The organism is Pseudoalteromonas sp. PAST1 (genome assembly GCF_021532515.1).
In the GTDB taxonomy this organism is placed as follows: Bacteria; Pseudomonadota; Gammaproteobacteria; order Enterobacterales; family Alteromonadaceae; genus Pseudoalteromonas; species Pseudoalteromonas simplex.
In genome coordinates, this window is record NZ_JAKGBH010000002.1 from 106,604 (window position 1) to 131,369 (window position 24,766).

The 24,766-nt window shown below is 41.6% G+C and carries 23 protein-coding genes; 15 read left to right on the forward strand and 8 right to left on the reverse strand.

Translation table 11 applies throughout. From position 1 onward, the window contains the following. Positions 1 to 189: 189 nt before the first annotated feature. The 4 genes from purL to L1272_RS01395 all read left to right on the forward strand — a co-directional run bounded on the left by purL (position 190) and on the right by L1272_RS01395 (position 7,253). Positions 190 to 4,074: a phosphoribosylformylglycinamidine synthase gene (gene purL, locus L1272_RS01380; RefSeq protein WP_194441824.1), complete on the forward strand. Its 3,885-nt coding sequence runs from the start codon at positions 190 to 192 to the stop codon at positions 4,072 to 4,074. 175 nt (positions 4,075 to 4,249) lie between these two features. Then, positions 4,250 to 6,733, forward strand: a complete 2,484-nt coding sequence (locus tag L1272_RS01385) for a YdbH domain-containing protein (protein WP_235372601.1) — start codon at positions 4,250 to 4,252, stop codon at positions 6,731 to 6,733. Continuing rightward, positions 6,726 to 6,908, forward strand: coding sequence for a YnbE family lipoprotein (locus L1272_RS01390; protein WP_054551055.1), 183 nt, complete (start codon positions 6,726 to 6,728; stop codon positions 6,906 to 6,908). The genes L1272_RS01385 and L1272_RS01390 overlap by 8 nt, the downstream gene beginning before the upstream one ends. 9 nt (positions 6,909 to 6,917) lie before the next feature. Beyond that, positions 6,918 to 7,253 carry a YdbL family protein gene (locus L1272_RS01395; protein WP_054551056.1) on the forward strand — a complete coding sequence of 112 codons (336 nt, stop codon included), beginning with the start codon at positions 6,918 to 6,920 and terminating at the stop codon, positions 7,251 to 7,253. 74 nt (positions 7,254 to 7,327) lie between these two features. Here L1272_RS01395 and L1272_RS01400 read toward each other — a convergent pair whose 3' ends face one another. Both L1272_RS01400 and waaA read right to left on the reverse strand, forming a co-directional pair. Next, positions 7,328 to 7,870, reverse strand: coding sequence for a DUF1415 domain-containing protein (locus tag L1272_RS01400; protein ID WP_054561196.1), 543 nt, complete (start codon positions 7,868 to 7,870; stop codon positions 7,328 to 7,330). Between the two features lie 50 nt (positions 7,871 to 7,920). Further along, complete coding sequence (gene waaA, locus L1272_RS01405; protein WP_235372602.1) at positions 7,921 to 9,180, reverse strand: lipid IV(A) 3-deoxy-D-manno-octulosonic acid transferase; 1,260 nt, start codon at positions 9,178 to 9,180, stop codon at positions 7,921 to 7,923. A 154-nt stretch (positions 9,181 to 9,334) separates the two neighbouring features. Between waaA and L1272_RS01410 the strand changes: the two genes are divergently transcribed. Genes L1272_RS01410 through hldE form a run of 3 tightly spaced genes read left to right on the forward strand, consistent with a single transcriptional unit; the run spans position 9,335 to position 12,851 of the window. Beyond that, a complete protein-coding gene (locus L1272_RS01410; RefSeq protein ID WP_235372603.1) occupies positions 9,335 to 10,789 on the forward strand; it encodes a capsule assembly Wzi family protein in 1,455 nt (484 codons plus the stop codon). A gap of 32 nt (positions 10,790 to 10,821) precedes the next feature. Then, positions 10,822 to 11,412: a D-sedoheptulose-7-phosphate isomerase gene (locus L1272_RS01415; RefSeq protein ID WP_054560969.1), complete on the forward strand. Its 591-nt coding sequence runs from the start codon at positions 10,822 to 10,824 to the stop codon at positions 11,410 to 11,412. Beyond that, positions 11,412 to 12,851: a bifunctional D-glycero-beta-D-manno-heptose-7-phosphate kinase/D-glycero-beta-D-manno-heptose 1-phosphate adenylyltransferase HldE gene (gene hldE / locus L1272_RS01420; protein ID WP_138599690.1), complete on the forward strand. Its 1,440-nt coding sequence runs from the start codon at positions 11,412 to 11,414 to the stop codon at positions 12,849 to 12,851. Before L1272_RS01415 ends, hldE begins: the two co-directional genes overlap by 1 nt. On the opposite strand, the gene L1272_RS01425 is transcribed toward hldE, so the two are convergent. After that, positions 12,841 to 13,563 carry a 3-deoxy-D-manno-octulosonic acid kinase gene (locus L1272_RS01425; RefSeq protein ID WP_235372604.1) on the reverse strand — a complete coding sequence of 241 codons (723 nt, stop codon included), beginning with the start codon at positions 13,561 to 13,563 and terminating at the stop codon, positions 12,841 to 12,843. The two genes, hldE and L1272_RS01425, sit on opposite strands and share 11 nt — an antisense overlap. Positions 13,564 to 13,687: 124 nt before the next feature. Between L1272_RS01425 and L1272_RS01430 the strand changes: the two genes are divergently transcribed. From L1272_RS01430 to glpG, 6 genes are all read left to right on the forward strand, one after another. Further along, entirely contained in the window at positions 13,688 to 14,746 is a 1,059-nt protein-coding gene (locus L1272_RS01430) for a glycosyltransferase family 9 protein (RefSeq protein ID WP_235372605.1), read from the forward strand. Further along, the gene (gene gmhB / locus L1272_RS01435; RefSeq protein WP_235372606.1) at positions 14,746 to 15,291 is read left to right on the forward strand and encodes a D-glycero-beta-D-manno-heptose 1,7-bisphosphate 7-phosphatase; all 546 of its coding nucleotides are present in this window, start codon (positions 14,746 to 14,748) and stop codon (positions 15,289 to 15,291) included. Before L1272_RS01430 ends, gmhB begins: the two co-directional genes overlap by 1 nt. A gap of 163 nt (positions 15,292 to 15,454) precedes the next feature. After that, positions 15,455 to 16,651 (forward strand): glycine C-acetyltransferase, encoded by a 1,197-nt coding sequence (locus tag L1272_RS01440; RefSeq protein ID WP_138599652.1) that lies wholly within the window; start codon positions 15,455 to 15,457, stop codon positions 16,649 to 16,651. 55 nt (positions 16,652 to 16,706) lie between these two features. After that, positions 16,707 to 17,732, forward strand: a complete 1,026-nt coding sequence (tdh, locus tag L1272_RS01445) for an L-threonine 3-dehydrogenase (protein ID WP_054551064.1) — start codon at positions 16,707 to 16,709, stop codon at positions 17,730 to 17,732. 54 nt (positions 17,733 to 17,786) lie between these two features. Next, on the forward strand, positions 17,787 to 18,104 hold the full coding sequence (glpE, locus tag L1272_RS01450) for a thiosulfate sulfurtransferase GlpE (RefSeq protein ID WP_054560963.1): 318 nt from the start codon (positions 17,787 to 17,789) through the stop codon (positions 18,102 to 18,104). Beyond that, positions 18,101 to 18,916: a rhomboid family intramembrane serine protease GlpG gene (gene glpG / locus L1272_RS01455; protein WP_209327193.1), complete on the forward strand. Its 816-nt coding sequence runs from the start codon at positions 18,101 to 18,103 to the stop codon at positions 18,914 to 18,916. The genes glpE and glpG overlap by 4 nt, the downstream gene beginning before the upstream one ends. 41 nt (positions 18,917 to 18,957) lie before the next feature. Here the strand turns inward: glpG and L1272_RS01460 are convergent, their stop codons facing one another. After that, positions 18,958 to 19,326, reverse strand: a complete 369-nt coding sequence (locus L1272_RS01460) for a flagellar basal body-associated protein FliL (RefSeq protein WP_371351978.1) — start codon at positions 19,324 to 19,326, stop codon at positions 18,958 to 18,960. Positions 19,327 to 19,527: 201 nt separating this feature from the next. On the opposite strand from L1272_RS01460, the gene L1272_RS01465 reads away from it, so the two are divergent. Next, positions 19,528 to 20,073 carry a chorismate--pyruvate lyase family protein gene (locus tag L1272_RS01465; protein ID WP_235372607.1) on the forward strand — a complete coding sequence of 182 codons (546 nt, stop codon included), beginning with the start codon at positions 19,528 to 19,530 and terminating at the stop codon, positions 20,071 to 20,073. Continuing rightward, the gene (ubiA, locus tag L1272_RS01470) at positions 20,070 to 20,948 is read left to right on the forward strand and encodes a 4-hydroxybenzoate octaprenyltransferase (protein WP_194441816.1); all 879 of its coding nucleotides are present in this window, start codon (positions 20,070 to 20,072) and stop codon (positions 20,946 to 20,948) included. The genes L1272_RS01465 and ubiA overlap by 4 nt, the downstream gene beginning before the upstream one ends. On the opposite strand, the gene L1272_RS01475 is transcribed toward ubiA, so the two are convergent. From L1272_RS01475 to L1272_RS01490, 4 genes are all read right to left on the reverse strand, one after another. Continuing rightward, a complete protein-coding gene (locus L1272_RS01475; RefSeq protein WP_054551070.1) occupies positions 20,949 to 21,569 on the reverse strand; it encodes a 2OG-Fe(II) oxygenase in 621 nt (206 codons plus the stop codon). Between the two features lie 139 nt (positions 21,570 to 21,708). Further along, the gene (locus L1272_RS01480) at positions 21,709 to 22,596 is read right to left on the reverse strand and encodes a LysR family transcriptional regulator (RefSeq protein WP_054551071.1); all 888 of its coding nucleotides are present in this window, start codon (positions 22,594 to 22,596) and stop codon (positions 21,709 to 21,711) included. A 119-nt stretch (positions 22,597 to 22,715) separates the two neighbouring features. Continuing rightward, positions 22,716 to 24,242: a response regulator gene (locus L1272_RS01485; protein WP_054551072.1), complete on the reverse strand. Its 1,527-nt coding sequence runs from the start codon at positions 24,240 to 24,242 to the stop codon at positions 22,716 to 22,718. A gap of 51 nt (positions 24,243 to 24,293) precedes the next feature. Further along, entirely contained in the window at positions 24,294 to 24,701 is a 408-nt protein-coding gene (locus L1272_RS01490; protein WP_054551073.1) for a DUF2721 domain-containing protein, read from the reverse strand. Positions 24,702 to 24,766 lie beyond the last annotated feature (65 nt).

Below are 24,766 nucleotides of genomic sequence, written 5' to 3' on the forward strand. Positions count from 1 at the left end.
GATAAGTCATACAGAACAAGAACCTGCAGAGAAATAAAGACGACTAAGCTAGTTAATTGTTGCAACCTTAAAAGCGGTTATGAAGATTATTTAAATAAAAGCGTAATTTTGAGTTAAATCTAGACGTTATTTGCACTATAATATGCGCCTAAAATATCGTTCAATCCCTAACCCCGGATGAAAATACCTATGTTGATCCTTCGTGGTGCACCAGCACTTTCCGATTTTAGAGTTCAGAAAATTTTAGCGCGTTGCCAACAGGCACAACTTCCAGTCACTGACGTCTATGCTGAGTTCATGCATTTTGCTGATCTTACAGCCGAGCTTTCAGCTGATGAGCAAACCAAGCTGGAAAAACTGCTTACTTATGGTCCAACAATTGCCGAGCATACCCCTGCTGGCACGTTAATTCTTGTAACGCCGCGTCCAGGTACTATCTCGCCTTGGGCATCAAAAGCAACTGATATCGCACATAACTGTGGCTTAAGCCAAGTTCACCGTGTTGAGCGTGGTATTGCATACTACGTAGAAGGTAACTTATCAGCTGAGCAAACAGCTGAAGTTGCAGCGTTATTACATGACCGTATGACTGAAGCAACGCACGCGGATATGGCTGATGCAGCTAAATTATTCCGTCACGATGAGCCGCGTCCAATGTCATCAGTTGACATTTTAGGTGGTGGCCGTGAAGCGCTTGCTAAAGCAAACGTTGAGCAAGGTTTTGCGCTTGCAGATGACGAAATTGATTACTTGGTAGAAAACTTCCAAAAGTTAGGGCGTAACCCGAACGACATCGAATTATTCATGTTTGCACAAGCAAACTCTGAGCATTGTCGTCACAAAATCTTTAACGCCGATTGGACAATTGATGGTATCGAACAGCCAAAATCATTGTTCAAAATGATCAAAAACACTTACGAGCAAAACCCTGAAAACGTACTATCTGCATATAAAGATAACGCAGCGGTAATGAAGGGCTCGCTAGCAGGTCGTTTCTTCCCAAATAACGAAGGCGAGTACGCATACCATCAAGAGAACATCGAAATCTTGATGAAAGTTGAAACGCACAACCACCCAACAGCGATTGCGCCATTCTCAGGTGCATCAACAGGTTCTGGTGGTGAAATTCGTGATGAAGGTGCTACAGGCCGTGGTTCTAAGCCTAAAGCAGGTTTAGTTGGTTTCACTGTATCTAACCTACGAATTCCTGGCTACGAGCAGCCATGGGAAACAGACTTTGGTAAGCCTGGTCGTATCGTAAATGCACTTGATATCATGACTGAAGGCCCATTAGGTGGTGCGGCATTCAATAACGAATTTGGTCGTCCTAACTTACTTGGTTACTTCCGTACATACGAAGAGAAAGTATCAAGCCATAATGGTATCGAGGTACGTGGTTACCACAAGCCAATCATGCTTGCAGGTGGTTTAGGTAACATTCGTTCTGAGCATGTTCAAAAAGGCGAAATCCCTGTAGGTGCTAAGCTAATTGCACTAGGTGGTCCGGCAATGAACATCGGCCTAGGTGGTGGTGCTGCGTCTAGTATGACATCAGGACAATCAAACGAAGACTTAGACTTTGCATCGGTACAACGTGAAAACCCAGAAATGGAACGTCGTTGTCAGGAAGTTATTGATAAATGTTGGCAGCTAGGTGATGCAAACCCAATCGCTTTCATCCACGATGTGGGCGCAGGTGGTCTTTCTAACGCATTCCCTGAGCTTGTAGACGACGGTGGTCGTGGTGGTAAATTCCAACTTCGTGACATTCCTAACGATGAGCCGGGTATGGCACCACACGAAATTTGGTGTAACGAATCTCAAGAGCGTTACGTATTAGCAGTTGCGGCAGAAGACTTCGCGCGCTTTGAAGCAATCTGTAAACGTGAACGTGCAGAATACGCTGTTATTGGTGAAGCAACAGAAGAGCGTCACTTAACGGTTGAAGATAGCCACTTCGGTAACAACCCTGTTGATCTTCCGCTTGATGTTTTACTTGGTAAAGCACCAAAAATGCACCGTGAAGTTGAATCGAAAAAAGCGCAATCTCAACCATTAGACGTTGCTAACATTGATGCTGCAGACGCTGCACAGCGTTTATTACGCTTACCAACGATTGCTGAGAAAACATTCTTAATCACCATTGGTGACCGTACGGTAACGGGTTTAGTTGCGCGTGACCAAATGGTAGGTCCTTGGCAGGTGCCAGTAGCAAACTGTGCGGTAACAGCCGCTGCGTTTGATACTTACCACGGTGAAGCAATGTCATTAGGTGAACGTACACCAGCTGCACTTTTAAACTACGGTGCTTCTGCTCGTTTAGCTGTGGCTGAGTCACTAACGAACATCGCGTGTGCGAACATAGGTGGCCTTGAAAATATCAAGCTATCTGCAAACTGGATGGCTGCAGCAGGTCACCCAGGCGAAGATGCGGGTCTTTACGAAGCTGTTAAAGCGGTGGGTGAAGAGCTTTGTCCGGCACTTGGTTTAACTATTCCTGTGGGTAAAGACTCAATGTCGATGAAAACTCAATGGGATGAAAACGGCGAGCAAAAATCGGTTACTGCACCATTATCATTGATCATTACTGCCTTTGGTCGTGTTGAAGATGTTCGTAAAACAGTAACGCCACAGCTACGTACTGATAAAGGTGAGTCATCACTATTATTAGTTGATTTAGGTGCGGGTCAAAACCGTATGGGCGCATCAAGCCTTGCACAGGTTTATAAGCAACTAGGTGATGTAACGCCTGATGTTGATAACCCAGCACTATTAAAAGGCTTCTACGAAGCAATGCAAGCGCTTGTTGCTGATAACAAGCTACTTGCTTACCATGACCGTTCAGATGGTGGTTTATTCACTACGGTTGCTGAAATGGCATTTGCTGGTCACACGGGTGTAACAGTAGACCTTGCTGGCTTAACAGGTTCAGACATCGAAGCGCTTTACAATGAAGAGCTAGGTGCGGTTATCCAAGTGGCAAACGCTGATTTAGACGCAGTGAAAGCCGTTCTTGCAGACCACGGCTTAGCAGCTATCAGCCATGAAATTGGCGCACTAAACGCTGATGACCGTGTGGTATTCACTCGTGGTGATGATGTGGTTCTTAACCACACGCGTACTGAGCTTCGTACTATTTGGGCAGAAACAACTTACCAAATGCAAGCACGTCGAGATAACCCTGAGTGTGCTAAGCAAGAGTTTGACGCTAAGTTTGACGCAAAAGACCCAGGTCTTAACGTAAAACTAAACTTTGACTTAAACGAAGATGTTGCAGCACCTTACATTGCAACTGGTGCGAAGCCGAAAATGGCTATTTTACGTGAGCAAGGTGTTAACTCTCACTTAGAAATGGCGGCGGCATTTAACCGTGCAGGCTTTGCTGCGGTTGACGTGCACATGAGCGACATTCTTGAAGGTCGTTTAACACTTGAGCAATTTAAAGGCTTAGTGGCATGTGGTGGTTTCTCGTACGGTGACGTATTAGGTGCTGGTGAAGGCTGGGCTAAGTCAATCTTATTTAATGAGATGGCGCGTGAGCAGTTCCAAAGCTTCTTCCACCGCGAAGATACATTCAGCTTAGGTGTGTGTAATGGCTGTCAAATGCTTTCAACATTGAAAGAATTGATCCCGGGCACTGAGCACTGGCCACGTTTCGTAACGAATAAGTCAGAGCGTTTTGAAGCTCGCTTTAGCCTTGTAGAAGTGCAAGAAAACCCATCGGTATTCTTTAATGGTATGGCAGGTTCACGTATGCCTATCGCTGTTTCTCACGGTGAAGGTCATGCTGAGTTCGCAAACGGTGATGCAGTTAAAGCAGCGCTTGAATCAGGTACTGTGGCAGTGAAGTTTGTTGATAACTACGGTAACCCAACAACGCAATACCCAGCTAACCCGAATGGCTCGCCAGAAGGTATCACAGGTATTACCTCTACTGATGGCCGTGCAACGGTTATGATGCCGCACCCAGAGCGTGTATTCCGTACTGTTGCTAACTCATGGCACCCAGATGAGTGGACTGAGGATAGCCCATGGATGCGTATGTTCCGCAACGCTCGTAAAAACGTTGGCTAGAACTTAGTTATGTACCTAGATATACAAGCTAGGTTCATACAAACCCTTTAAACTAAAAAGGCTGCACTATCATGTGTGGCCTTTTTGTTTATAATGATCTGAGAAGCGAGAAGCGAGAAGCGAGAAGCGAGAAGCGAGAAGCGAGAAGCGAGAAGCGAGAAGCAAGGAGAGTTTTTTGAGTTTTAAGCGAGCGTGTGTTGGGTTACTAGGTATCGTGCTAAGCATGGTGCTGTTGGCGTATCTGTTCAGGTTACCACTGACATCGTGGTATTTAACACCTATGCTCAGTAAAAATGGCGCTGAGCTTCACTGCATTGATTGGTCATTAACTCGCAAGCTTGATTTGAATATCGAGAAATTATGCTTAACCTACCAAGGGCAGCAAATTGAGTTAGCTGGCATTATTGCGAATAAGCAACAGGTTAGTATTTCTCGAGCCAATCTTATAATTAGCAATCAGAGTAATAATCACCAACCTGACACTTCACAAACTGAATTTAAAAAGCTTGCTTTGGTATTACCCGAGCAAAGACCGCTAATAAGTATTGAGCAGCTTGATGTAGTCTCACCGTTTACCCAAAATCCTGTTAGGTTGGCGATACAAGAAAAACGCCTAAATCATTTTACGATTTCACGGGATCTCAATGCTGACGTTGTAATATCTAATTATGAAGTCAAAGCCAACATCACCTTTGATGAGCAAGTGGCTGAGCGGTTCGTAACATTGCCAACAAGCAGCCATTTTACCACTCAATCACAGATTAAGTTTGATGGAATTACAGTTGCAATTGAAAGCTCAATCAATGCAAGTTATCAGCATGCTGTAGGGGAGTGTGACCTAGGTTTTGCTAGTGAAGGGCAATTGAGTGCTAAGTATCAATTAAATCAACAGCATTTATACGCGGATTTATCAGCTTTACAAAATCAACTTAGTGCAAAGCGAGACTGCTTAAACACCATCGCAGACCAGCAGCATCAATCATTTGTTGAAGCGCAGTTACCGCTTACTTGGCAGTTACACATTGAAAAACCAGTTAGTGTAGAAAGTAAGTTGCTATCAATCCCAACTGTAAAGCTGCAAGCTATAGAAGGGCAAAGTGAGGTGACAGTCAGTAATACATCCCTTTCTTTACAGGATCCGCTGGCATCACTTAATAGTCAAGTTAGCATTGATTTCAATAGTAAAGATATAGATGAGCTTAAGTTCAACGCGCATTTGCATGAAAGCAGCGTTAGCGCTGATTATCAACTGTCGGTGGATTCACTACCTGCATTTTTAGATTTTCAGTCTGATGGCGCCTTGACTGAGGGTTTTGGGGTTGAAGATATTGGGGCTAAAGGAAAGCTAAATATTGAAGGGTTATTTACTAGCCCTACAGCTAAACTGAAAACTAATATAAGTGTTAAAAATGCCCTAATTTCGGGTGCTCAGATAACTGATTTTAGCAGCGCAATTAACGCTGAGTATAATGCCCAGCAGCACCTCGTTGTTAAAGCTAATAGCAAGGTTAAATCATTAACTTATGATGATATGAACGCAGCAAAAATTAGCAATGAGCTTACTCTTAGTACAGATCTCAGTGTGGGGGAGTTATTTGCTGATATTGATGCCAAAACCACGGCCGCTAAATTATCAACAGCAGAGCTTAGCTTAAATAAGTTGTCTGTTGTGTCAAAAGCTCTTCAAAGCCGCGCCTTGCAGGCAACGCATCATGTGTTTGCAGATGGCTTTGAAGCGCTTGTTAGCCATCATATGTCTGAGGTTGCTCACCCATTTGAATTAGTGATACCAGAGCAGGCAGTATCCAAGCTAAACCCGATAATTGCTCAGTTTGAGCCGCTTGCTACAGTCACTGATGGAGTCGTTTCGGGCAATATAAAAGGGGATGTAAACCTTCAACAAGCACAAGGGCGCGTGCAAATAAGTAAATTCACTGCGCTTTATAATGATTATCTAGCGAATGATTTCGCAGTGAATTTGAACGGCACGTTTAATTCAGGGCAGCTTAATATTGTAGCGACTAAATTTACACTCAATGAACTGCGCGCAGGTGCCGTGGTCAAAAATATACAAGGTCAGTTGCAGGTAACAGCTAATCAGCCTTGCGTAGCTAATCTAACTGGTCAGGTTATGGGTGGGGCATTTGTGGTGAATAAGTTCTGCCCACTCAGTGATAGCCAAACCGCGACTGTTAAATTTGAAAATATTGATGCCAGTAAATTGGTCACCCTTGATGCTGAATCAGGAATTAGCTTAAGTGGGCGCTTAGCAGGCACCTTACCCGTTGTAATAAATAAACAGGGCATCGAGGTAAAGCAAGGGCAGTTAGTTAATCAGGGTGATGGTAAATTACTGATCACTAATAATGCGGGCTTTGAAGCGGTAAAAGCGCAGCAACAAGAGCTGAGTACCACGCTGAGTTTACTTGAGAATTTAGATATTAAAAAACTACGCAGCAATGTTAATCTCAAACCGGATGGTTGGTTACATTTAGGTGTAAATTTAGAGGGTTATAATGAAGCGCAGCAGCAAGCAGTGAACTTTAATTATAATCATGAAGAGAATGTATTTACTTTACTTAGAGCGCTGCGTTTAAGTGATGAAATTACTCAAAGAGTTGAGAAAGAGTATGCAAAAAAAGGAAGCAATGATGGCTAAGTGGTTAGTAATGCTCACGGCGGTAGGCATGCTGAGTGCCTGTACCCACCGTGTTGAGGTGGCAGCAAAAGAGCCGATTACAATCAACTTAAATGTAAAAGTTGACCATGAGATCCGCGTAAAAGTGGATAAAGAACTAGATACCTTATTCAGTGATGACAGCGAATTATTCTAAGGAGCACACATGCGTAAATTACAACTTAAAAAACTAAATGTGATCACCTTGATCAGTGCTGTTTGTTTATCTTTCTCTGCTTGGGCTATCAGCCTTGATGATGCAAAAAGCCAAGGCCTAGTGGGTGAAGACAGCTCCGGCTATTTAGGTTTAGTGGTTAATAACAGCGAAGCAAAAGCGGTCGTTGATGAAATTAATGCAAAGCGTAAAGAGCAATATTTAAAACTTGCGAAAAAGAACAATCTTTCGTTAGCGCAAGTTGAAGCCCTTGCAGCTGCTAAAACTATCGAGAAAACGAAGCCGGGTCACTACATTGAAGTGAACGGTGAGTGGGTAAAAAAATAACTCACTAAATTTAATCGCTATAAAAAACAAAAAGCCAGCATTGCTGGCTTTTATCTTTATAACGCCGGTAGGTGTTAGCGCTTATCGATGCAGTTTTGCAGCAGCTGCTGCCAAAAGTCGATGCCTTTGCGTCTTGCAAGCTTAATATTGTGCTCTGGGATCGATTCAGGTTCATCGTAGCTGTCTAACGCTTCGCTCATGCTGGCTTCACGGATTAAATGCAGTGTTGGGTAAGGTGCACGATTCGTATAGTTTGCAGCATCGCTGTCATCGCTATCAGCAAATACATAGTCAGGGTGAAAGTTGGCTATTTGATACTTACCTTCATAGCCTTGCGCAGCTAAAAGCGCATTGGCTAAATCGACTAAATCTAAGAACTCTTCAAAATCTTTAAAGCCTTGCTCAAACATCAACAAAGTGGTTTCGCGCTCTGCTTGTTGGTCTAACGCGCTACATTGCTCAAGCATATCCATTACTGCATCATCAAGCGTAATAGACTGACTAATTTGATAATGAATGCAATTGCTTTCAACTTCTTTACGGGCAAACGGGCAGAAATTGTATTTTACGATTACGCTTGATACCCATTCGCGCATTTGTATTTCTGGGCGATTCATCGCTTGCTTTGAAGTCACATTATTTCTCTATTCTATTTTACTTTTCTATCTTACTTTTCTAAGTAAAGCTCAATTAAATTAACCGTTTTACTGATGGCGCCTTGGTTGTTAGCAATGCATTTCGCAGCTTGCTGACCGAGCTTTATCGTCTTTTGTACATCACTACTCAAAGCGACAAGTGTGTCAGCAAGGTGATTTTCATCGGTAACGGTTTTAGCTCCCTGAGCACTAATCAGCTCAGGATAAATATGGTCAAAGTTATAGGTATGAGGGCCTGCTAATACGCCAACAGAAAACGCTGCTGACTCTAACGGATTATGGCCGCCTCGCTCGATTAAACTACCGCCAACATAGCTGATGTTTGCCACACCATATAAGCATTGTAATTCACCTAACGTGTCAGCTAACACAACTTGTTGGTTGTTATAGTCATCTTCACTGCGACGACTAAAGCTCAAATTTGAACTTTTTAAAACTTCAGCGACTTTATCAAATTGCTCTGGGTGACGTGGAGCAATAATCAAAAGAGCGTTGGGTAACGCTTTTAACAGCTTCTTATGAGCAGTTAAAATAAGCTCGTGTTCAATAGGGTGAGTAGAGCCTGCAACCCAGATAAATCGCTCGTTGTTATATTGGTTTTTAAGTGCTGCGACTTTATTTAATTGCTCATCTGTAGGCATGATATCAAATTTAATTGAGCCAAATACGCGTGCCTTTTCAGGCTTTAAACCAAGTTCAATAAAGCGTTTTGCATCATCTTGATTATGACTGGCTAGATCGCTAATAGAGTGCATGATCACCTTAGTTAAAGGCATTACCTTTTGGTAGCCTTGCTGTGATTTAGCTGAAAGCCGGGCATTTAAAACAAGTACCTTTGTGCCGTTATTGTTGCTTTGCGCCATCAGGTTTGGCCAAAGCTCAGTTTCTAAAATACACAGTACCTTTGGCTGGATACGTTTTAAAAATCGCTTCGTAGCGAAGAAAAAATCAATCGGTAAATAACAGCAGCTAACTGCATCTTTAAAGTTATTTTTTATTTGCTCGCGACCCGTTGGGGTATTACAGGTTACTAAAATAGTAAGTGAAGGGTTTTTTGATTGAACGGCCTTAATAAGCGGCGTTGCTGCTAACACTTCCCCTACAGAGGCACAATGAAAAACAACATCGTGATGAGATAAGTTCGAAAAGCCAAAGCGCTCAGCAAAATGTTCACGGTAACCCTTATTCTTTTTGCCGCGTAAAACATACAGGTAAAAAACAACCAGTGGGCTTAGTAGGTATAAAAGTAAAGAGTATAAAATGCGCGCCATTGCTTAGCCTATATAGGTAAAACGTTATGATAGCGTGGAACCTTTGGGATCTAAATATAAAATGTTAAAAAGGGTTATTAAAGAAAGTTTTAAAGTGTTTACTGTTAGCTAATTTGGTAATATTTCGGTTACTTAATAAATCAACGAAGCAGTTATGAAATTTAAAATGATAAAAGCCTCGGTAATTGGTGCTTTTCTAAGTTGTTCAATGCCTTTATTTGCAGCACCTACCGCCTACTTACCGATTGGCATGGATGCACAGCTTGATCATCAATTAGAGACTTTGTTTGCCTTAACCACAGGCGCGCCTATGGTTAAACCTTATCGTTTATCGGAAGTAGAAAGTGCGCTTCTTGAGCTTGAAAAAAAAGAGCCAGGACTAGTCGCAGCTATCCGTTATAAAATAAAGCCTTATCAAAGTGATGATGCAGTAACACGTGCAGGTGTTAAATTACAAGTTGATACAGACAACAGTAAAAAAATAGCAAATCAACGCGGACTTAGCTCTGATGAATGGGGACAAGGCTTTTTTGAAGGTATTTGGCGTGCCAATGATTACACGCTAGTACAGGTTGGAGTTGATTACCGAGCCAAGGCAAATAAGTTTGTAAATTACAATTCGTTTATTAGTTTTGCTGGTGAAGATTTACAGTTCAACCTTGGGTATAAAGAACATTGGTTCTCGCCGTTTAAGCATTCTGCACAAATCATTTCAACCAACGCAAAAACAGCCCCGTCAATTTCGATTGGTATGGTAAAGCCTGCTTATAATTGGTGGAATTTTGATTTTGAATTGTACTATTCAGAGTTAGAACATGTTGAGAATGGTATTTTATATCAAGGTGAACTTCATAGTGGTACGCCTAAACTTGCGGGTACTCACTTCAGTATTGAACCTATTAGTGGTTGGAAAATTGGCCTTAACCGAATGATGCAGTTTGGCGGTGGGCCTCGTAAAGTAGATGCTGGAGATGTATTTGACGCTTTTTTTGATCCTGCCGGAAATGATAATGTTGCATTAGTAGGTAGCTCTGATGCGGAGCTGGGCGATCAGTTCGCTTCAATTACAAATGTAATTAACTTTAATTGGGGATTGCCAACAGAGCTTTATTTTGAATACGGTGGTGAAGATACTAAAGAGCACAAAAACTATCAGTTTGGTAATGTCGCTTATAGTTTAGGGGCTTTTTTCCCAAAATTAACAGACTCAATAAGTTTTAGATTTGAACATACCAATATGCACAGCTTTTGGTATAAAAATTATATTTATCCTACTAAGGGTAATACGGTAGATGGATTTGTTGTTGGACATTTTGCTGCAGATCAGCGTTACTTTGGTGACGGCGTACCGTCTGAAGTAAATGTTTTAGAAGTGACTTACTCTGAATCTTTTCAGTCTCTATGGCGTGCTAAAGTTTCAACCATTTCGAATAAAAGTAACTACGAGTATGATATAGGTGGATTTAGTCGAGAATATGATGATGCAATTGAACTTCAACTAAGTAACACGCGTCAATTAAACGAGCATACATTAGAGACAACTCTTACCTATGGTGAAGATGTTTTTGGCGATAACTATACTTGGTTATCTGTAGCCTATTTTTGGTAAGCAAAGCCGTTAATACTTTTTAAGGAATATTTATGTCAAATCTTGATTCTGTAGCGGCAAGCTACCTAGAAAGTTTAAATCGTCATCAAATGTTGTTTGAGACGATGGAAACTTACCACCCTGAAGTAATGCAACTACTAGAAGCTTGTCACAGTGCTTTACAAGCAGGTGGTAAAGTAATTTGGTTTGGTAATGGCGGTAGTGCGGCTGATGCGCAGCATTTAGCTGCTGAGTTTGTTGTGCGTTATAAATTGGAGCGCGGTCCGCTGGCTTCTATAGCATTAACAACAGACACCTCAATTTTAACCGCTCACAGTAACGACTATCACTTTGATACTGTATTTGAGCGCCAAGTGCAGGCGTTATGTAAGCCTGAAGATTTGGTGATTGGCTTAACCACATCTGGCACTAGCCCTAACATCAATCTTGCACTGGCAGCGGCAAATGAAATCGGCGCCTTTACTGTGGCATTAACAGGTCGAGATGGTGGTAAGGTAAAAGATATCGCTAAGCTACCGATTATTATTAAAAATGATGAAACCGCGCGTATCCAAGAGGCGCACATGTTTATCGGGCATTGGTTATGCGAAGCCATCGATATGGTTGTAGCGGAGCAAAAGTAATGGATTTAGCGTTACTAAAAAACCTTTCAAAGGCGCGTATTTTAGTCGTTGGTGATGTCATGCTAGATAGATACTGGCATGGCGACTCAGGTCGTATTTCGCCTGAAGCCCCTGTACCTGTTGTAAAAGTCAGTAAGTTTGAAGACAAAGCCGGTGGTGCAGCAAACGTTGCAAAAAATATTGCCCGTTTAGATGGTAAAGTGGGCCTACTAGGCTTAGTTGGTGAAGATGAAAGTGGGCAAATCCTCGAAACAATTTTAAGTTCAGAGAAAATTGATTCGCAATTAGTGAGTGTTTGCGATTTACCGACTATTTCTAAAATGCGAGTAATCAGCCGCCATCAACAAGTTGTGCGTCTTGATCTTGAGGAGACCTTTACTGAGCAACACAGTCAACTGTTATTAAACCGTTTAGAGCTGGTTTTAAATGACTACGATTTTGTGTTGTTTTCTGATTACAACAAAGGCTCACTGAGCTTAATTCAACAAATGGTTCAGGTTGCAAAGAAAGCGGGTAAAACGGTGCTTATTGATCCTAAATCATCTGATTTAAGCTTATACCGAGGTGCTGATTATATAACACCTAACTTAAACGAATTTAAACTTGCTGGTGGTAAAACTGATTCTGAGCAAAGCTTAACCCAAAGCGCTCGTGATCTAATCAATGAGGCTGGTATTGCAGCGATGCTATTAACGCGCTCAGAGCAGGGCATGTCGTTAATTAGCCAAGCAGAAAAACATGATTTTGCAGCCCAACAACTTGAAGTCAGCGATGTAACCGGCGCAGGCGATACTGTAATTGCAACATTAGCAGTGATGCTTGGTGCGGGAATGGCTGCAAAAGATGCAGTTGAAATTGCCAACCTCGCTGCTGGTATTGCGGTGAGTAAACTGGGTGCCGCAACCGTGTCCCCAGAAGAGTTGAGCCGTAAGCTTGGTCAATATTTGCAGCAAACTGGCGAGCATTACCAAACGCCGTTTGAAGATGTGCTTCAGCATATTGAGTTTGCTAAGCAAAATGGTGAAAAAATAGTGTTCACTAATGGCTGCTTTGATATTCTTCACGCAGGCCATGTGCGCTACCTAGCACAGGCTAAAGCACGAGGTGATAGGCTGGTTGTTGGCTTAAATAATGATGAATCAATCACTCGCTTAAAAGGCCCAGAAAGACCAATTAATCCATTGGATGAGCGTGCTATGGTATTAAGTGCGCTTGCGTCAGTTGATTGGGTTATTCCATTTGGCAGCATTGAAGAAAATGACACGCCAGCTAAGCTGATTGAGCAAATTAGCCCTGATGTGCTAGTAAAAGGCGGGGATTACACCGTTGACCAAATTGCTGGTGCCGATCATGTTTTACGCCATGGCGGAAAAGTCGAAGTACTTGAGTTTCTTAATGGCTGCTCAACATCAAACGTAATTAGCAAAATTAAGTCTTAAGCAATGCTTGGTAGTCACACACCAGTGACTGCCAATCACTTTGTTGCCAATGCATCACTTCATTACGGCCTTGCTCTTTTGCAAATGAACGGGCAAGGCGCTTAATGTTCTCTGTTTGCCAGCTAGCATGTGGCTGTTTGATTTCACCGCGGTCAAAGTCGATTATAAACACCTTACCAGTATCATCGAACAGGATGTTATTGATGTTTAAATCTGCGTGATAGACGCCATGATTGTGAAACTCGCTGAGAGTGACTGCTATCGCTTTTAGCTCAGACTGACTAAGTGGACGCGTGATTAAAATATCTAACACGCTTTTGGCGCCTGTTACTGCCTCGGTGATGATATCGCCGCGATAGATTAAGCCATGGGCAGTAACTTTTGCCGCAATGGGTGTCGGCACATTTAGGCCAAGCTCAAGCAAACGCATCATCAGTGTAAATTCTTTATAGACACGAGTTTGCTTCAAACCAACATATAGGTACTGATCGCTCAGTAACTTACCTATTAAACCACCGCGCCAATAGTGGCGCAGAACGCCTGTAAGCTGTTGATGTTTAAAAAACCACGCTGTTGCACGACCTTTTTTGGCACCAACGATTTTATCTTGTTGTTGCCAATAATTGGCATCGAACCACTGTTGCGTGAGCTCGTCTTTATAAGCTGGGTGACACAAAAGGGTGGTGTTTTGCAGATGCTGAGTTTCAAACATAACAACTTCAAGATTAAATAAAATTAGCGCTATCTTACCGTATTTTTAGCTTTTCGCATAAGTGCTTGCATTAGCATCAAGTTAATTTAAGATCGCATATTATTTGCTGTAGCTAAGGGCGCACGTGACTCAATCAACCTCCTATTCAGATATTTGTATTTTAAGGCTTTCGGCTATTGGTGATGTATGTCATGCCGTATCAGCAGTGCAAGAAATTCAAAAGGCACATCCGAAGGCAAAAATTACCTGGGTGATTGGTAAAGTTGAGGCTATGTTACTGGCCGATTTACCAGGTGTTGAGTTTGTTGTGTTCGATAAAAAGCAGGGCAAACAGGCTTATCAACAACTTAAAGACACGTTCAAGGGGCGTAAATTTGATGTGCTATTACATATGCAAGTCGCACTCAGAGCGAATTTAGCAGCCCGTTGTATTCCTGCAAAGATCAAAGTGGGGTTTGATTGGGCACGCTCAAAAGAGTTGCATAGTTTGTTCATTAATAAGCGTATTGCCCCGCAATCAGAGGCGCATGTATTAGAAGGTTTTAAAGGCTTTGCTCAAGCAATTGGCATCCCTGATTACAAACCTCAATGGCAAATGCCAATTACTGAGCAGCATCAACAAGCAGCCGATGCGCTATTAGGTGAAGAACGTTTAGCTGGGCGTATTTTTGTTATCTCGCCTGCGGCAAGTAAAAAAGAGCGAAATTGGTTACCTGAGCGTTATGCTGCACTTGCTGAACATGCTCATCAACAAGGCTTTTCGGTGGTTATTACTGGCGGCCCAACCCCTTTAGAGATTGAACTTGCCGAGCAAATTATCGCGCAGAGTTCGGCACCTGTGCTTAACTTAGTAGGGAAAACTCAACTAAAAGAACTGTTATGTGTTTTGAAACGTGCTGCGTTAGTGTTAGCGCCTGATACTGGGCCTGCGCATATGGCTGTAACGGTAGGAACACCTGTTATTGGTTTGTATGCCCACTCAAACCCAAAACGCACAGGACCTTATTTGTATCAAAAGTATGTTGTTGAGGTTTATCACCAAAATTTACGTGAACAAACAGGCAAAACAGCGCAACAGCTACCTTGGGGAACACGCGTGAAAGGGGCTGATTTAATGGCGCAAATAAGTGTAGAAAAGGTGATTTCGATGTTTGACCACGTGGTAGAAAAAGAGCAATTGTAATGAGCAAAGTTTTATTTTTAGACCGTGATGGTGTGGTCAATATTGATCATGGCTATGTATACAAACCAGAAGAGTTTGAATTTGTACCCGGTGTATTCGAGGCGTGCAAAGCTTTTGCTGATGCTGGTTATAAAATTGTGGTGGTAACTAACCAGTCGGGTATTGGCCGTGGTTATTATTCAGAGCAAGATTTTTCCAACCTTACTGAGTGGATGAAGGGCGAATTTTTACGCCATGGCGTTACAATTCTTGATGTCTATTTTTGTCCGCATCATCCAAGCAAAGCAGAGCCTTCCTATTTGCAAGAATGTAATTGTCGCAAGCCTGCCCCAGGTATGCTTTTACAAGCCATTGATGAGCATCAAATCGACCCATCACAAAGTATTATGGTCGGTGATAAGCTTGGCGACCTTATTGCTGCTGAAAGAGCTAACATCGCTACCCGTGTTTTAGTTCGCTCAGGGCAAAGTTATGCTGAGTCAACAGAACAACATGCCGATATTGTTTGTGAATCTTTAGCTGATTTACCCAATTTATATTTATAATTTATGAGGTAAGACCAGTTTAAGTTCACAAACCCACACCAGTTGAGGGTTTGCGACGAACTGCAAACAGTGCAATTGTTCGTCTAAGCTTTTACAATAGGTGCAAAATTTAAATTCATGCTAATCATTTCTGATTAGGTACAAGAATATGTGGAGATTACAGATGAGAGCATCTGCGTTTTTTAATCAGTTGCAGCAGCAAATTGATGAAGTGAAAGCTGAGGGATTATACAAAAGCGAACGTGTTATCACGTCGCAGCAACAGGCTCAAATTGAAGTTGCCTCTGGCGATAAGGTTATTAACTTTTGTGCTAATAACTACCTTGGCTTAGCAAATAGCCCAGCGTTAATTAAAGCAGCTCAACAAGGCCTTGATGAGCACGGTTTTGGTGTTGCATCTGTACGCTTTATTTGTGGTACTCAAGATATTCATAAAACTTTAGAACAAAAGATCTCTGAGTTCTTAGAAACAGAAGACACCATTCTTTACTCATCATGCTTTGATGCAAACGCAGGTTTATTCGAAACAATTCTAGGTCCAGATGATGCGATTATCTCTGATGCACTAAACCATGCTTCGATCATTGATGGTGTACGTCTTTGTAAAGCAAAGCGTTTCCGCTATGCAAATAACGACATGAGTGACCTTGAAAAGCAACTTATTGCTGCTGATGAAGCGGGCGCTAAAACTAAGTTAATCGCTACTGACGGCGTTTTCTCAATGGACGGCGTTATTTGTAACCTTGAAGCGGTTTGTGATCTTGCCGATAAATATGATGCATTAGTGATGGTTGATGACTCTCACGCTGTTGGTTTTGTTGGTGAAAATGGTAAAGGTACGCCGGAGTACTGCGGTGTACTAGACCGTGTTGATATCATCACGGGTACCCTTGGTAAAGCACTTGGTGGCGCATCAGGCGGTTACACATCAGGTAAAAAAGAAATTGTTGAGTGGTTACGCCAGCGTTCTCGTCCTTATCTTTTCTCAAACTCACTTGCACCATCAATTGTTACTGCATCAATTAAAGTACTTGAGATGCTAAGCAATGGCGGCGAGTTACGCGCTAAGCTTTGGGATAACGCAAAGTATTTCCGTGAACAAATGGAAGCTGCAGGATTTACCTGTGCAGGTAAGGACCACGCTATTATCCCTGTCATGTTAGGCGATGCTAAAGTTGCCTCAGCCATGGCTGACAAATTACTTGCTGAAGGTATTTACGTAACGGGTTTCTCATTCCCTGTAGTACCTAAAGGCCAAGCACGTATCCGTACGCAAATTTCTGCGGCGCATACAAAAGAGCAATTAGATACCGCTATTGCTGCCTTTACCCGTATTGGTAAAGAAATGGGTGTTATCTAATTTTATTTCCTAAACCGAAGCATTTGCTTCGGTTTTGTTTAATTGAGTATAAATCATGAAAGCATTATCTAAATTAAAAGCAGAACCAGGGATCTGGATGACTGATGCGCCAAAACCTGAAGTTGGCCATAACGATCTGCTTATTAAAATCCGCAAAACAGCAATTTGTGGAACAGATGTCCATATTTATAAATGGGATGAGTGGGCACAAAATACAATTCCTACGCCAATGGTTGTTGGTCACGAGTATGTAGGTGAAGTGGTTGATATGGGTCAGGAAGTACGTGGTTTCCAAGTGGGTGACCGTGTTTCTGGCGAAGGCCATATTACCTGTGGTCACTGTCGTAACTGTCGCGCTGGTCGTGTTCATTTATGTCGTAATACAACAGGCGTAGGTGTTAACCGCGAAGGTGCATTTGCTGAATACCTTGTGATCCCAGCTTTCAACGCATTTAAAATTCCAGATAACATTCCTGATGAACTAGCATCAATCTTTGACCCATTCGGTAATGCAGTACACACAGCGTTGTCGTTTGACTTAGTAGGTGAAGACGTATTAATCACAGGTGCTGGCCCAATTGGTATTATGGCAGCTGCTGTTGCCAAACATGTTGGTGCACGTCATGTGGTTATCACCGATGTGAACGAATACCGCTTAGATTTAGCACGTAAAATGGGCGCGACTCGTGCTGTAAACGTAGCAACTGAAAAGCTTGAAGATGTAATGAAAGAGCTTGGCATGACCGAAGGCTTTGATATTGGTCTTGAAATGTCAGGTGTGCCAGTTGCATTTAACAGCATGCTAAACAACATGAATCACGGCGGTAAAATTGCCATGTTAGGTATTCCACCTTCAGATATGGCGGTTGATTGGAACCAGGTTATTTTCAAAGGTCTAATTATTAAAGGTATTTACGGCCGTGAAATGTTTGAAACTTGGTACAAGATGGCGAGTCTAATTCAGTCAGGTCTTGATCTGAAACCAATTATCACTCACCAGTTCTCCGTGGATGACTTCCAAGCAGGCTTTGATACAATGATTTCAGGCCAATCAGGTAAAGTAATCCTCAACTGGGATTAATACCGAGTAATTTGATAAGGCGGCTTTGGCCGCCTTTTTAGTTTAGAGAGTACTATGTCGTATAAACATATTTCAGTGAGCGAAACATTTGCGCTGTTAGATAAAGAAGAGGTTGTGATTGCTGATATTCGCGATCCTAACTCATTTCAAACGGGTCATATCCCAGGTGCTGAGCATTTATCAAATGCCAACATCAGCGAATTTATGATGCATAAAGAGTTTGACCAGCCAATCATCATCGTTTGTTATCATGGTGTGAGCTCTCAAGGTGCTGCAAGCTATTTAGTTGAGCAGGGGTTTGAAGACGTATACAGCATGGATGGTGGCTTTACAGCTTGGCAGACGCAACTTCCGGAGCATATTGAACGATGATTGAGTTGGGTAGCATAAATAATCCTCGCGCCGCACAAGGCTTTATAGATTACATCAAAAGTAAGGGCTTACATGGTGAGCTGCGCTCGCAAGATGGGCAAACTGTGATTATTTGTGTTGCTCCAGAGCACTTTCATCAGGCTCAACCACTTTGGCAGGAGTTTGCGGCTAACCCTCATGACGAAAAATACCAACAAGCTTCATGGCAGGTGGGCAGTACACAATCGCCTCTGTCATATCAAGGCCAATCACTTAATTTAAAAGCCCGTTTTAAGGCATTAAGCTGGCTAAACCGTACAGTTACTCTAGTCTCGATAGCTATATTTGTGGCCTTCTTATTGGGTGGTTTTGAAACTATTTATAGTATGTTGCAGTTCAACCCTGCACAGCCTCTAACTTGGTTTACACCTGCCATTGTGCACTTTAGCGCTGTTCATCTTATTTTTAATCTGATCTGGTGGATGACGCTGGGTAACGATATAGAAAAACGCAGCGGTAAATTAACCTTAGTGGGTTTATTTTTAGTGACGGCATTCATTAGTAACTGGGCACAGTTTTTAGTTGTTGGGCCTAACTTTGGTGGTTTAAGCGGCGTTGTGTATGGCTTACTTGGTTTTTGTTGGATCTACAGCGTAATGAGGCCAACAGAGCCGCCACTAGTAAGTAATAGCATCGTTGGTTTTATGTTGGTTTGGCTTATTCTAGGCTTTGTAGATATGTTGCCTGTGAGTATGGCGAACTGGGCGCATTTAGCGGGGTTATTGGCTGGTATGGCTTATGCTGTGTCAGACAAGCTGCTTTCACGCAAATAATCGCGTAAACAAAAATGGCGGCTTATGCCGCCATTTTACAATTAATGGTATAAATACTTAGTAAATAACACTTCTCGGACAATCTCTTGTCCTGTTTCTTGTTTTAGTAGTGCTTTTAGCTTTTCGGTACAGCGCTTTCTGATTTCTTCGCGGCCGGTCAGCGATTTAATGTTTTCTTCTGGCTCTTTGGAGAGTATTTCAACAATCGCATCACGCAATAGTGGAGTGTGGTGTTCTACGATTGCGATATCAGATAGATCATTGAGCATGAGATCCACCGTAATACGAACATAGCCAAGCTTTTTATTACCTTGGCCTATGTAGTTAGTGATGATGTCAGGCTCAAAACCAAAGTAGCCAACATTTGATTCAGCGCGTACAGACCAACTTGTTGCAGTAACAAGTAGCATGCTTATCAAGTAAATTGATAACAATGATTTTTTCATAGTTAAGAATATTCCACCCTTTCAATGATTTTTAGTCTATACCCAAATTCACTTAAGATACAGGCTGTTCTGCGTTTTTTAACCCAGCTTGAGATTAAATCATGACTTTTTCGAAACGTGCAGCAGTGATATCATTTGCACGGTTTTTAAAAATAATGAGTCGTTGTGATCACATTCCCAGTTTCATTAGCTGCAAATTGGCAGCCTGCTTCAGCATTTCCAGATTTGACGCAACAACAGCAAAGTTGGCTGCTTGAAGCTGGGTCTTTAACAGCTAAGCTTAAAAGTCACTGTCAAGTCTTTTCAGTTAAAGTTTTAAACGAAGCACCTTTTGACCTAACCTGCGAGCAACAAGCATTACTCAATACCTCTTTAAGTCAGGCATTAAATCGCGAAGTGTTACTACTATGCGATGGTAAACCAATGGTTTATGCACAAAGCTGGTTGCCGGCAGATGATACATTAAAAAAGCAGCAGTTACTAAGTATGGGGACAAGGCCGCTGGGCGATGTTATTTTTCAAGACCCAAACTTATCGCGCACTGAAATAGAAGTTGCTGAGTTTTCACAGCAGCACGCTATTCAAGCTTTAACAGCTGAAATAGGCTACTCTTCACAAGCATTGTGGGGAAGGCGCAGTGTATTTAGCTTATCTAATGCTCATTTTCTCGTAGCTGAAGTATTCTTACCTGGAGCGTATATTTACCTATGAAGCTAGCTGCACTTAAGGTCGCACATATACCTTACTATAAACAGTTAATGCGTACCGATAAGCCTATTGGTACCTTGTTGCTATTATGGCCAACTTATTGGGCGTTGTGGCTTGCTGAGCTTGGCACGCCGAGCTTATTCAATTTTGTGGTATTTAGTTTGGGTGTCTTTGTGATGCGCAGTGCTGGGTGTGTAATTAATGACTTTGCCGATCGTAAAATCGATGGCTCAGTTAAGCGCACAGCCCAGCGACCGCTGGCAGCAGGTTTAGTATCAAGTGGTGAAGCTCTGAGCTTATTTGTACTGCTCATTGTGGTGGCGTTTGGTTTAGTGTTAACACTTGGATGGTCAACGATATTATTGTCGTTTGGTGCTTTAGCACTGGCGTTCTGTTATCCATTTATGAAGCGCTACACCCAGCTGCCGCAAGTTGTACTTGGCGCGGCATTCAGTTGGGCTATTCCAATGGCCTATATGGCATCAATTGGCTCAGTACCATTAGAAGCCTGGCTCCTATTTATCGCGAATCTTGTTTGGACTGTGGCTTATGACACCATGTATGCCATGGTTGATAGAGATGATGACTTAAAGATTGGCGTTAAATCGACAGCAATCTTGTTTGCCAGCTATGACAGACATATCATCTTTTTACTCAATGCCTTATTTATTGCGATTCTTGCTTACATAGGTATGAGTCATCAGCTTGGCTTGCCATATTGGCTGGGCTTAGCTGCAGCGGTTGGTTTTTTACTTTATCAACAAACGCTTATTCATAAACGAGAACGAGAGCCTTGCTTCAAAGCATTTTTGAATAATCACTATGTGGGGTTAGTGATTTTTATCGGTTTAGCAGCATCCTTGCCACTGTCCTTTTAATTATCTTGGTGGGTCGATAATACCGCTGATTGAGGCATTTTTTCTGAACCAACCCGCAATTGAGTAGCGTACATCGTTTGCGGGTAATACTTCATGCATAAAGCGTTCGCTTTCAAACATCACCAATAAGCCCGCTTGAGGTTTAATGACTATTTCAATCTCTTTACTCTTTGGTTTGTAGATCACCAATTCACCGCCAGATTCTGGCGTATTTAAGTAACAAACCGTTGTAAAAATGCGATTAGAACGGCCTTTGAAGGCATCATAGTGCTTTTTATAAAAGTCACCTTGTTGATACTTTGCATAATGGCATTCATAGTCAAATAAGCCTAAATAAAAGCCACGGTTTAACTGTGTCTTTATTGCTTCCATGGTTGCCAGATAAGTAATTTGTGCTTGGCTTGAGCTATCAAACCAAAAGGTTTTATCTTTACGCACAGTTTTATCTATTTGTTGGTCGTTTAATCGGCCAATACCTGCGGTATGAAAATGCGGATTAATGCGATAGCAATCGGCAATTAAATCAGCAATTAAGCTTTCATTAATCGCGTTTTCAACAACAGCATAACCAGTACGTTCAATAGCATCTAAGTATGTGTCGGTAATAAGCGGTGCGGTCATTCATGTGAACAATCAAAAAAAGGTGCGTAAGTGTATATGAAAAATTGTGTGATGCACGCTTTTTATGCAGTAAAAATGAAGAAATAAAAAAGATTGGCTAGCCTGATTAATTACAGGCTAGCAGTAGATTAAATAGCTTCTAACCTTGGCTTGAAAGGGCCGTTTTTTCAATGAGATCGAGTAAGTGGCTAACGTGAGAATTCTCATTGATTTGTTGGTTTGTTTGGATTATTAGCTGGTCGTGTGCGATACCTTTATTAGTTTTTAATAATAGTAACTCCGGATCAGATGACACACTATTAGCATGCTCAATGCTGGCAATCGCGATATGGTTTGATTTTTTCAGACCATCCATAACTTGTTCAATACTGCCTACTTTGATGCTTGATGTCTTATCAAAAGAATCAATTGCATCGTTTAGCATAGATTGCACTTGTTTTGACTGTGAAAAACAGCTGTACATAGGGTAGTCAGCTAAGTCGCGTTTACTAATGTCACTTTTATTTGCAAGCGGGTGATTTTTAGCCACGAAAATGATTAGTTGATCAGGTAAATGTATATCGCTGCCAATGCTGTTCATCGCTTGCGAACATACACTGATATCAATTTCACCTAATTGCAGTTTACGTACTAGTTCACTTTGCTCTTGCAGCTGCATCTCGATTTTCACATGAGGGTACTGCGCTAAAAACTGACCGCAAGAAACAGGCACAACCGTGCTCGCTTTGTTGGTGTAGCCAATAATCAGTTTTTCACTTGCGCAGCCGTTTAATGATTCAAATAAATGCTTCTTGGTTTCTTCAAGATTGTCGAGAGTTTGTTTTGCATACTCTAGGAAAAGCTCACCTTCTTTGGTTAACTTTACTGAGCGAGTAGAGCGAGTAACTAGCTCATAACCAATTTCATCTTCAAGTGTTTGAATACTTCTAGTTAATGCAGAAGTGCTTATTTGAGTTTTCTCTGCAGCTTGGCGGAAATGCCTTAGCACGCCTAATGCTACGAATTGTTCAAGTTGTTCAAATCTCACTTTAATAGTCCCTTGTTATAAGTAAGCCCTACATCCAGGCGGTACAATTTTACATCACGAGAGGCATAGTAAAGTATTGTACCCGTATTGGGAAGTACTTGTTTTACAGAAAAGTTACATCAATCAGGATAACGTTCCTTAATTTCTAAGAAAAGCGCTAAATTTTCAAGTAGCTGATCGACTAAAATTGGATCAAAATGTTTCCCACGTTGCTCTTTTATCAATGAGAGAGCATCATCGAGTGGCCATGCTTTTTTGTAGCATCGGTCACTGCAAAGTGCGTCAAATACATCTGCAATTGCAGTAATTCGACCAACAATATCGATATTATCACCAATTAGTCCTTGCGGATAACCAGTTCCATCCCATTTTTCATGGTGTTGGTAGGAAATTAAGGCCCCACAGTTTAATATTTCGTTTGTTGAGTTTTTTAGTATTTCATAGCCAGTTTCGGCATGAGTTTTCATTATTTCCCATTCTTCATCAGTGAGTTTACCAGGCTTATTTAGAATCTTGTCTGGAATACTAATTTTACCAATATCATGTAATGGTGAAGCCAGTTTAATGATTTCACAGCGGAACGAATCCAAGCCATATAATTTTGCGAGTAACTCACTGTACAAAGCGACACGTTTAACATGTGAGCCAGTTTCCTTTGAGCGCTTTTCGACTGCTTCGCCAAGAATATACGACAACTCTTTTTGTGACTCTTTGACCATTTCTCTAAGCTTTAAGTTGTCATAAGCAAGTGCGATATTATTGGCGTAAAATTCTAGCAGTTGATAGTCTGTATTTTGCAGTTTTGAACCTTTATTGACATACAACATAGTTTCAAGGCCTGCTTTTGTTGGAAAGTAGCCAATGTAATCTGTGCTGTTTTTTAAAGACGATTTTCTTTCATGTGCATCAATAAATAAGTTTTTTACATCCTCAGGAATTTTATTTTTACATGGAGTTGGCTCAACACCTGAAGCGGCAAGTAATTGAAAGTCATTAGCTGGCGATGATTGCAGGTTAACCGCAGCGGCACAATATATTTCTCTGTCACTTATCCCCATTACGTTAGTAACATGGTTTAAAATTGTGGAGGCAAACTCTTGCACACTATCACATTTTAGGAAATTGGCTGAGGCATTGATAATTTGTTCGAGGCCATGTTTATGATGATCAATAATCTGAATATCACGATGTGAACGTAGCGCTGAATAGAGCAAAGTTTTCATTTTTATCGCGGTGAGCTCAGTTTTATTTTTGTAATCATTGATATCGTAATCACGAATGATGGCTTCTTCAGGGGCTTCCCCAGGCTGACCTGTACGCAGTATTAAACGTATATCATGGTTTTCTATTTCATCGCGGATGTATTGAATGAGATCGAGGCCTGCGTGGTTTGTTTCCATTACCACATCAACAAGTGCCACTGAAAATGGAGTTCCTTTACCTAAAAGCTCTCTCGCTTCAGCAGCAGAATAGGCATGATAAAAGCGAAGCGCTTTATTTTCAAAAGTGAACCCAGCTAATACTAGTTTCGTAACTTGATGAATATCTTCTTCATCATCAACAACAAGAATATGCCAGTATTCAGCCTCTTCCGTACCTACATTATTTTCTTCTAAGGATTCTTCAGAAAATAAAAAATCATCCACAAAAGCACCACTTATTGTTGTATCTCATACAATAAGTATAGAGGGTGAATTTTACTCTGCCTTATCTGAAAGAGGTTTTTTTTCGATATTTTTCAATTCAATCTCGATTGCATCGCAAGAAATGTGGATCTCATACAAAGAGGTGAGAAGCGACAAGGCTAAGCACGCGAGGCTGATGCCAAATAAAATGATTCCAGTAGTATTAAATTCTATAAATAATGCAAACATTGATAAGGTACACATTAAAAAAGAGGCAACACCATAAACTTGCATTACGCGAATTAATTTAATGCGTTTTCTTAAATTGGTAATCTGTGCAACAACTAATGGGCGGATACTTTCTCCTTCACGTGCATTGAGCTCTCGAATAAGCTGAGCAAGCACCAAAAAACGGTTGGTGTAAGCAAGTAACAGTAAAGAAATTGCTGGGAATAACAATCCCGGTGTTGTTAAAGTCATGTGGCTACCTTGAAATAAGCATTGCAGCGAAGTTAGTTGCTAGCGTAGTTTAGGATTTAAAGATA

What these genes read in the sequence shown, in the direction of transcription:
- L1272_RS01390 (WP_054551055.1), top strand. Translation starts at nt 6,726, where the DNA reads ATGGCTAAGTGGTTAGTAATGCTCACGGCGGTAGGCATGCTGAGTGCC.
- hldE (WP_138599690.1), top strand. Translation starts at nt 11,412, where the DNA reads ATGGATTTAGCGTTACTAAAAAACCTTTCAAAGGCGCGTATTTTAGTC.
- L1272_RS01400 (WP_054561196.1), bottom strand. Translation starts at nt 7,870, where the DNA reads ATGAATCGCCCAGAAATACAAATGCGCGAATGGGTATCAAGCGTAATC.
- glpE (WP_054560963.1), top strand. Translation starts at nt 17,787, where the DNA reads ATGTCGTATAAACATATTTCAGTGAGCGAAACATTTGCGCTGTTAGAT.
- L1272_RS01440 (WP_138599652.1), top strand. Translation starts at nt 15,455, where the DNA reads ATGAGAGCATCTGCGTTTTTTAATCAGTTGCAGCAGCAAATTGATGAA.
- L1272_RS01410 (WP_235372603.1), top strand. Translation starts at nt 9,335, where the DNA reads ATGAAATTTAAAATGATAAAAGCCTCGGTAATTGGTGCTTTTCTAAGT.
- tdh (WP_054551064.1), top strand. Translation starts at nt 16,707, where the DNA reads ATGAAAGCATTATCTAAATTAAAAGCAGAACCAGGGATCTGGATGACT.
- L1272_RS01415 (WP_054560969.1), top strand. Translation starts at nt 10,822, where the DNA reads ATGTCAAATCTTGATTCTGTAGCGGCAAGCTACCTAGAAAGTTTAAAT.
- L1272_RS01460 (WP_371351978.1), bottom strand. Translation starts at nt 19,326, where the DNA reads ATGCTACTTGTTACTGCAACAAGTTGGTCTGTACGCGCTGAATCAAAT.
- L1272_RS01490 (WP_054551073.1), bottom strand. Translation starts at nt 24,701, where the DNA reads ATGACTTTAACAACACCGGGATTGTTATTCCCAGCAATTTCTTTACTG.
- L1272_RS01475 (WP_054551070.1), bottom strand. Translation starts at nt 21,569, where the DNA reads ATGACCGCACCGCTTATTACCGACACATACTTAGATGCTATTGAACGT.
- purL (WP_194441824.1), top strand. Translation starts at nt 190, where the DNA reads ATGTTGATCCTTCGTGGTGCACCAGCACTTTCCGATTTTAGAGTTCAG.
- L1272_RS01395 (WP_054551056.1), top strand. Translation starts at nt 6,918, where the DNA reads ATGCGTAAATTACAACTTAAAAAACTAAATGTGATCACCTTGATCAGT.
- glpG (WP_209327193.1), top strand. Translation starts at nt 18,101, where the DNA reads ATGATTGAGTTGGGTAGCATAAATAATCCTCGCGCCGCACAAGGCTTT.
- gmhB (WP_235372606.1), top strand. Translation starts at nt 14,746, where the DNA reads ATGAGCAAAGTTTTATTTTTAGACCGTGATGGTGTGGTCAATATTGAT.
- ubiA (WP_194441816.1), top strand. Translation starts at nt 20,070, where the DNA reads ATGAAGCTAGCTGCACTTAAGGTCGCACATATACCTTACTATAAACAG.
- waaA (WP_235372602.1), bottom strand. Translation starts at nt 9,180, where the DNA reads ATGGCGCGCATTTTATACTCTTTACTTTTATACCTACTAAGCCCACTG.
- L1272_RS01425 (WP_235372604.1), bottom strand. Translation starts at nt 13,563, where the DNA reads ATGTTTGAAACTCAGCATCTGCAAAACACCACCCTTTTGTGTCACCCA.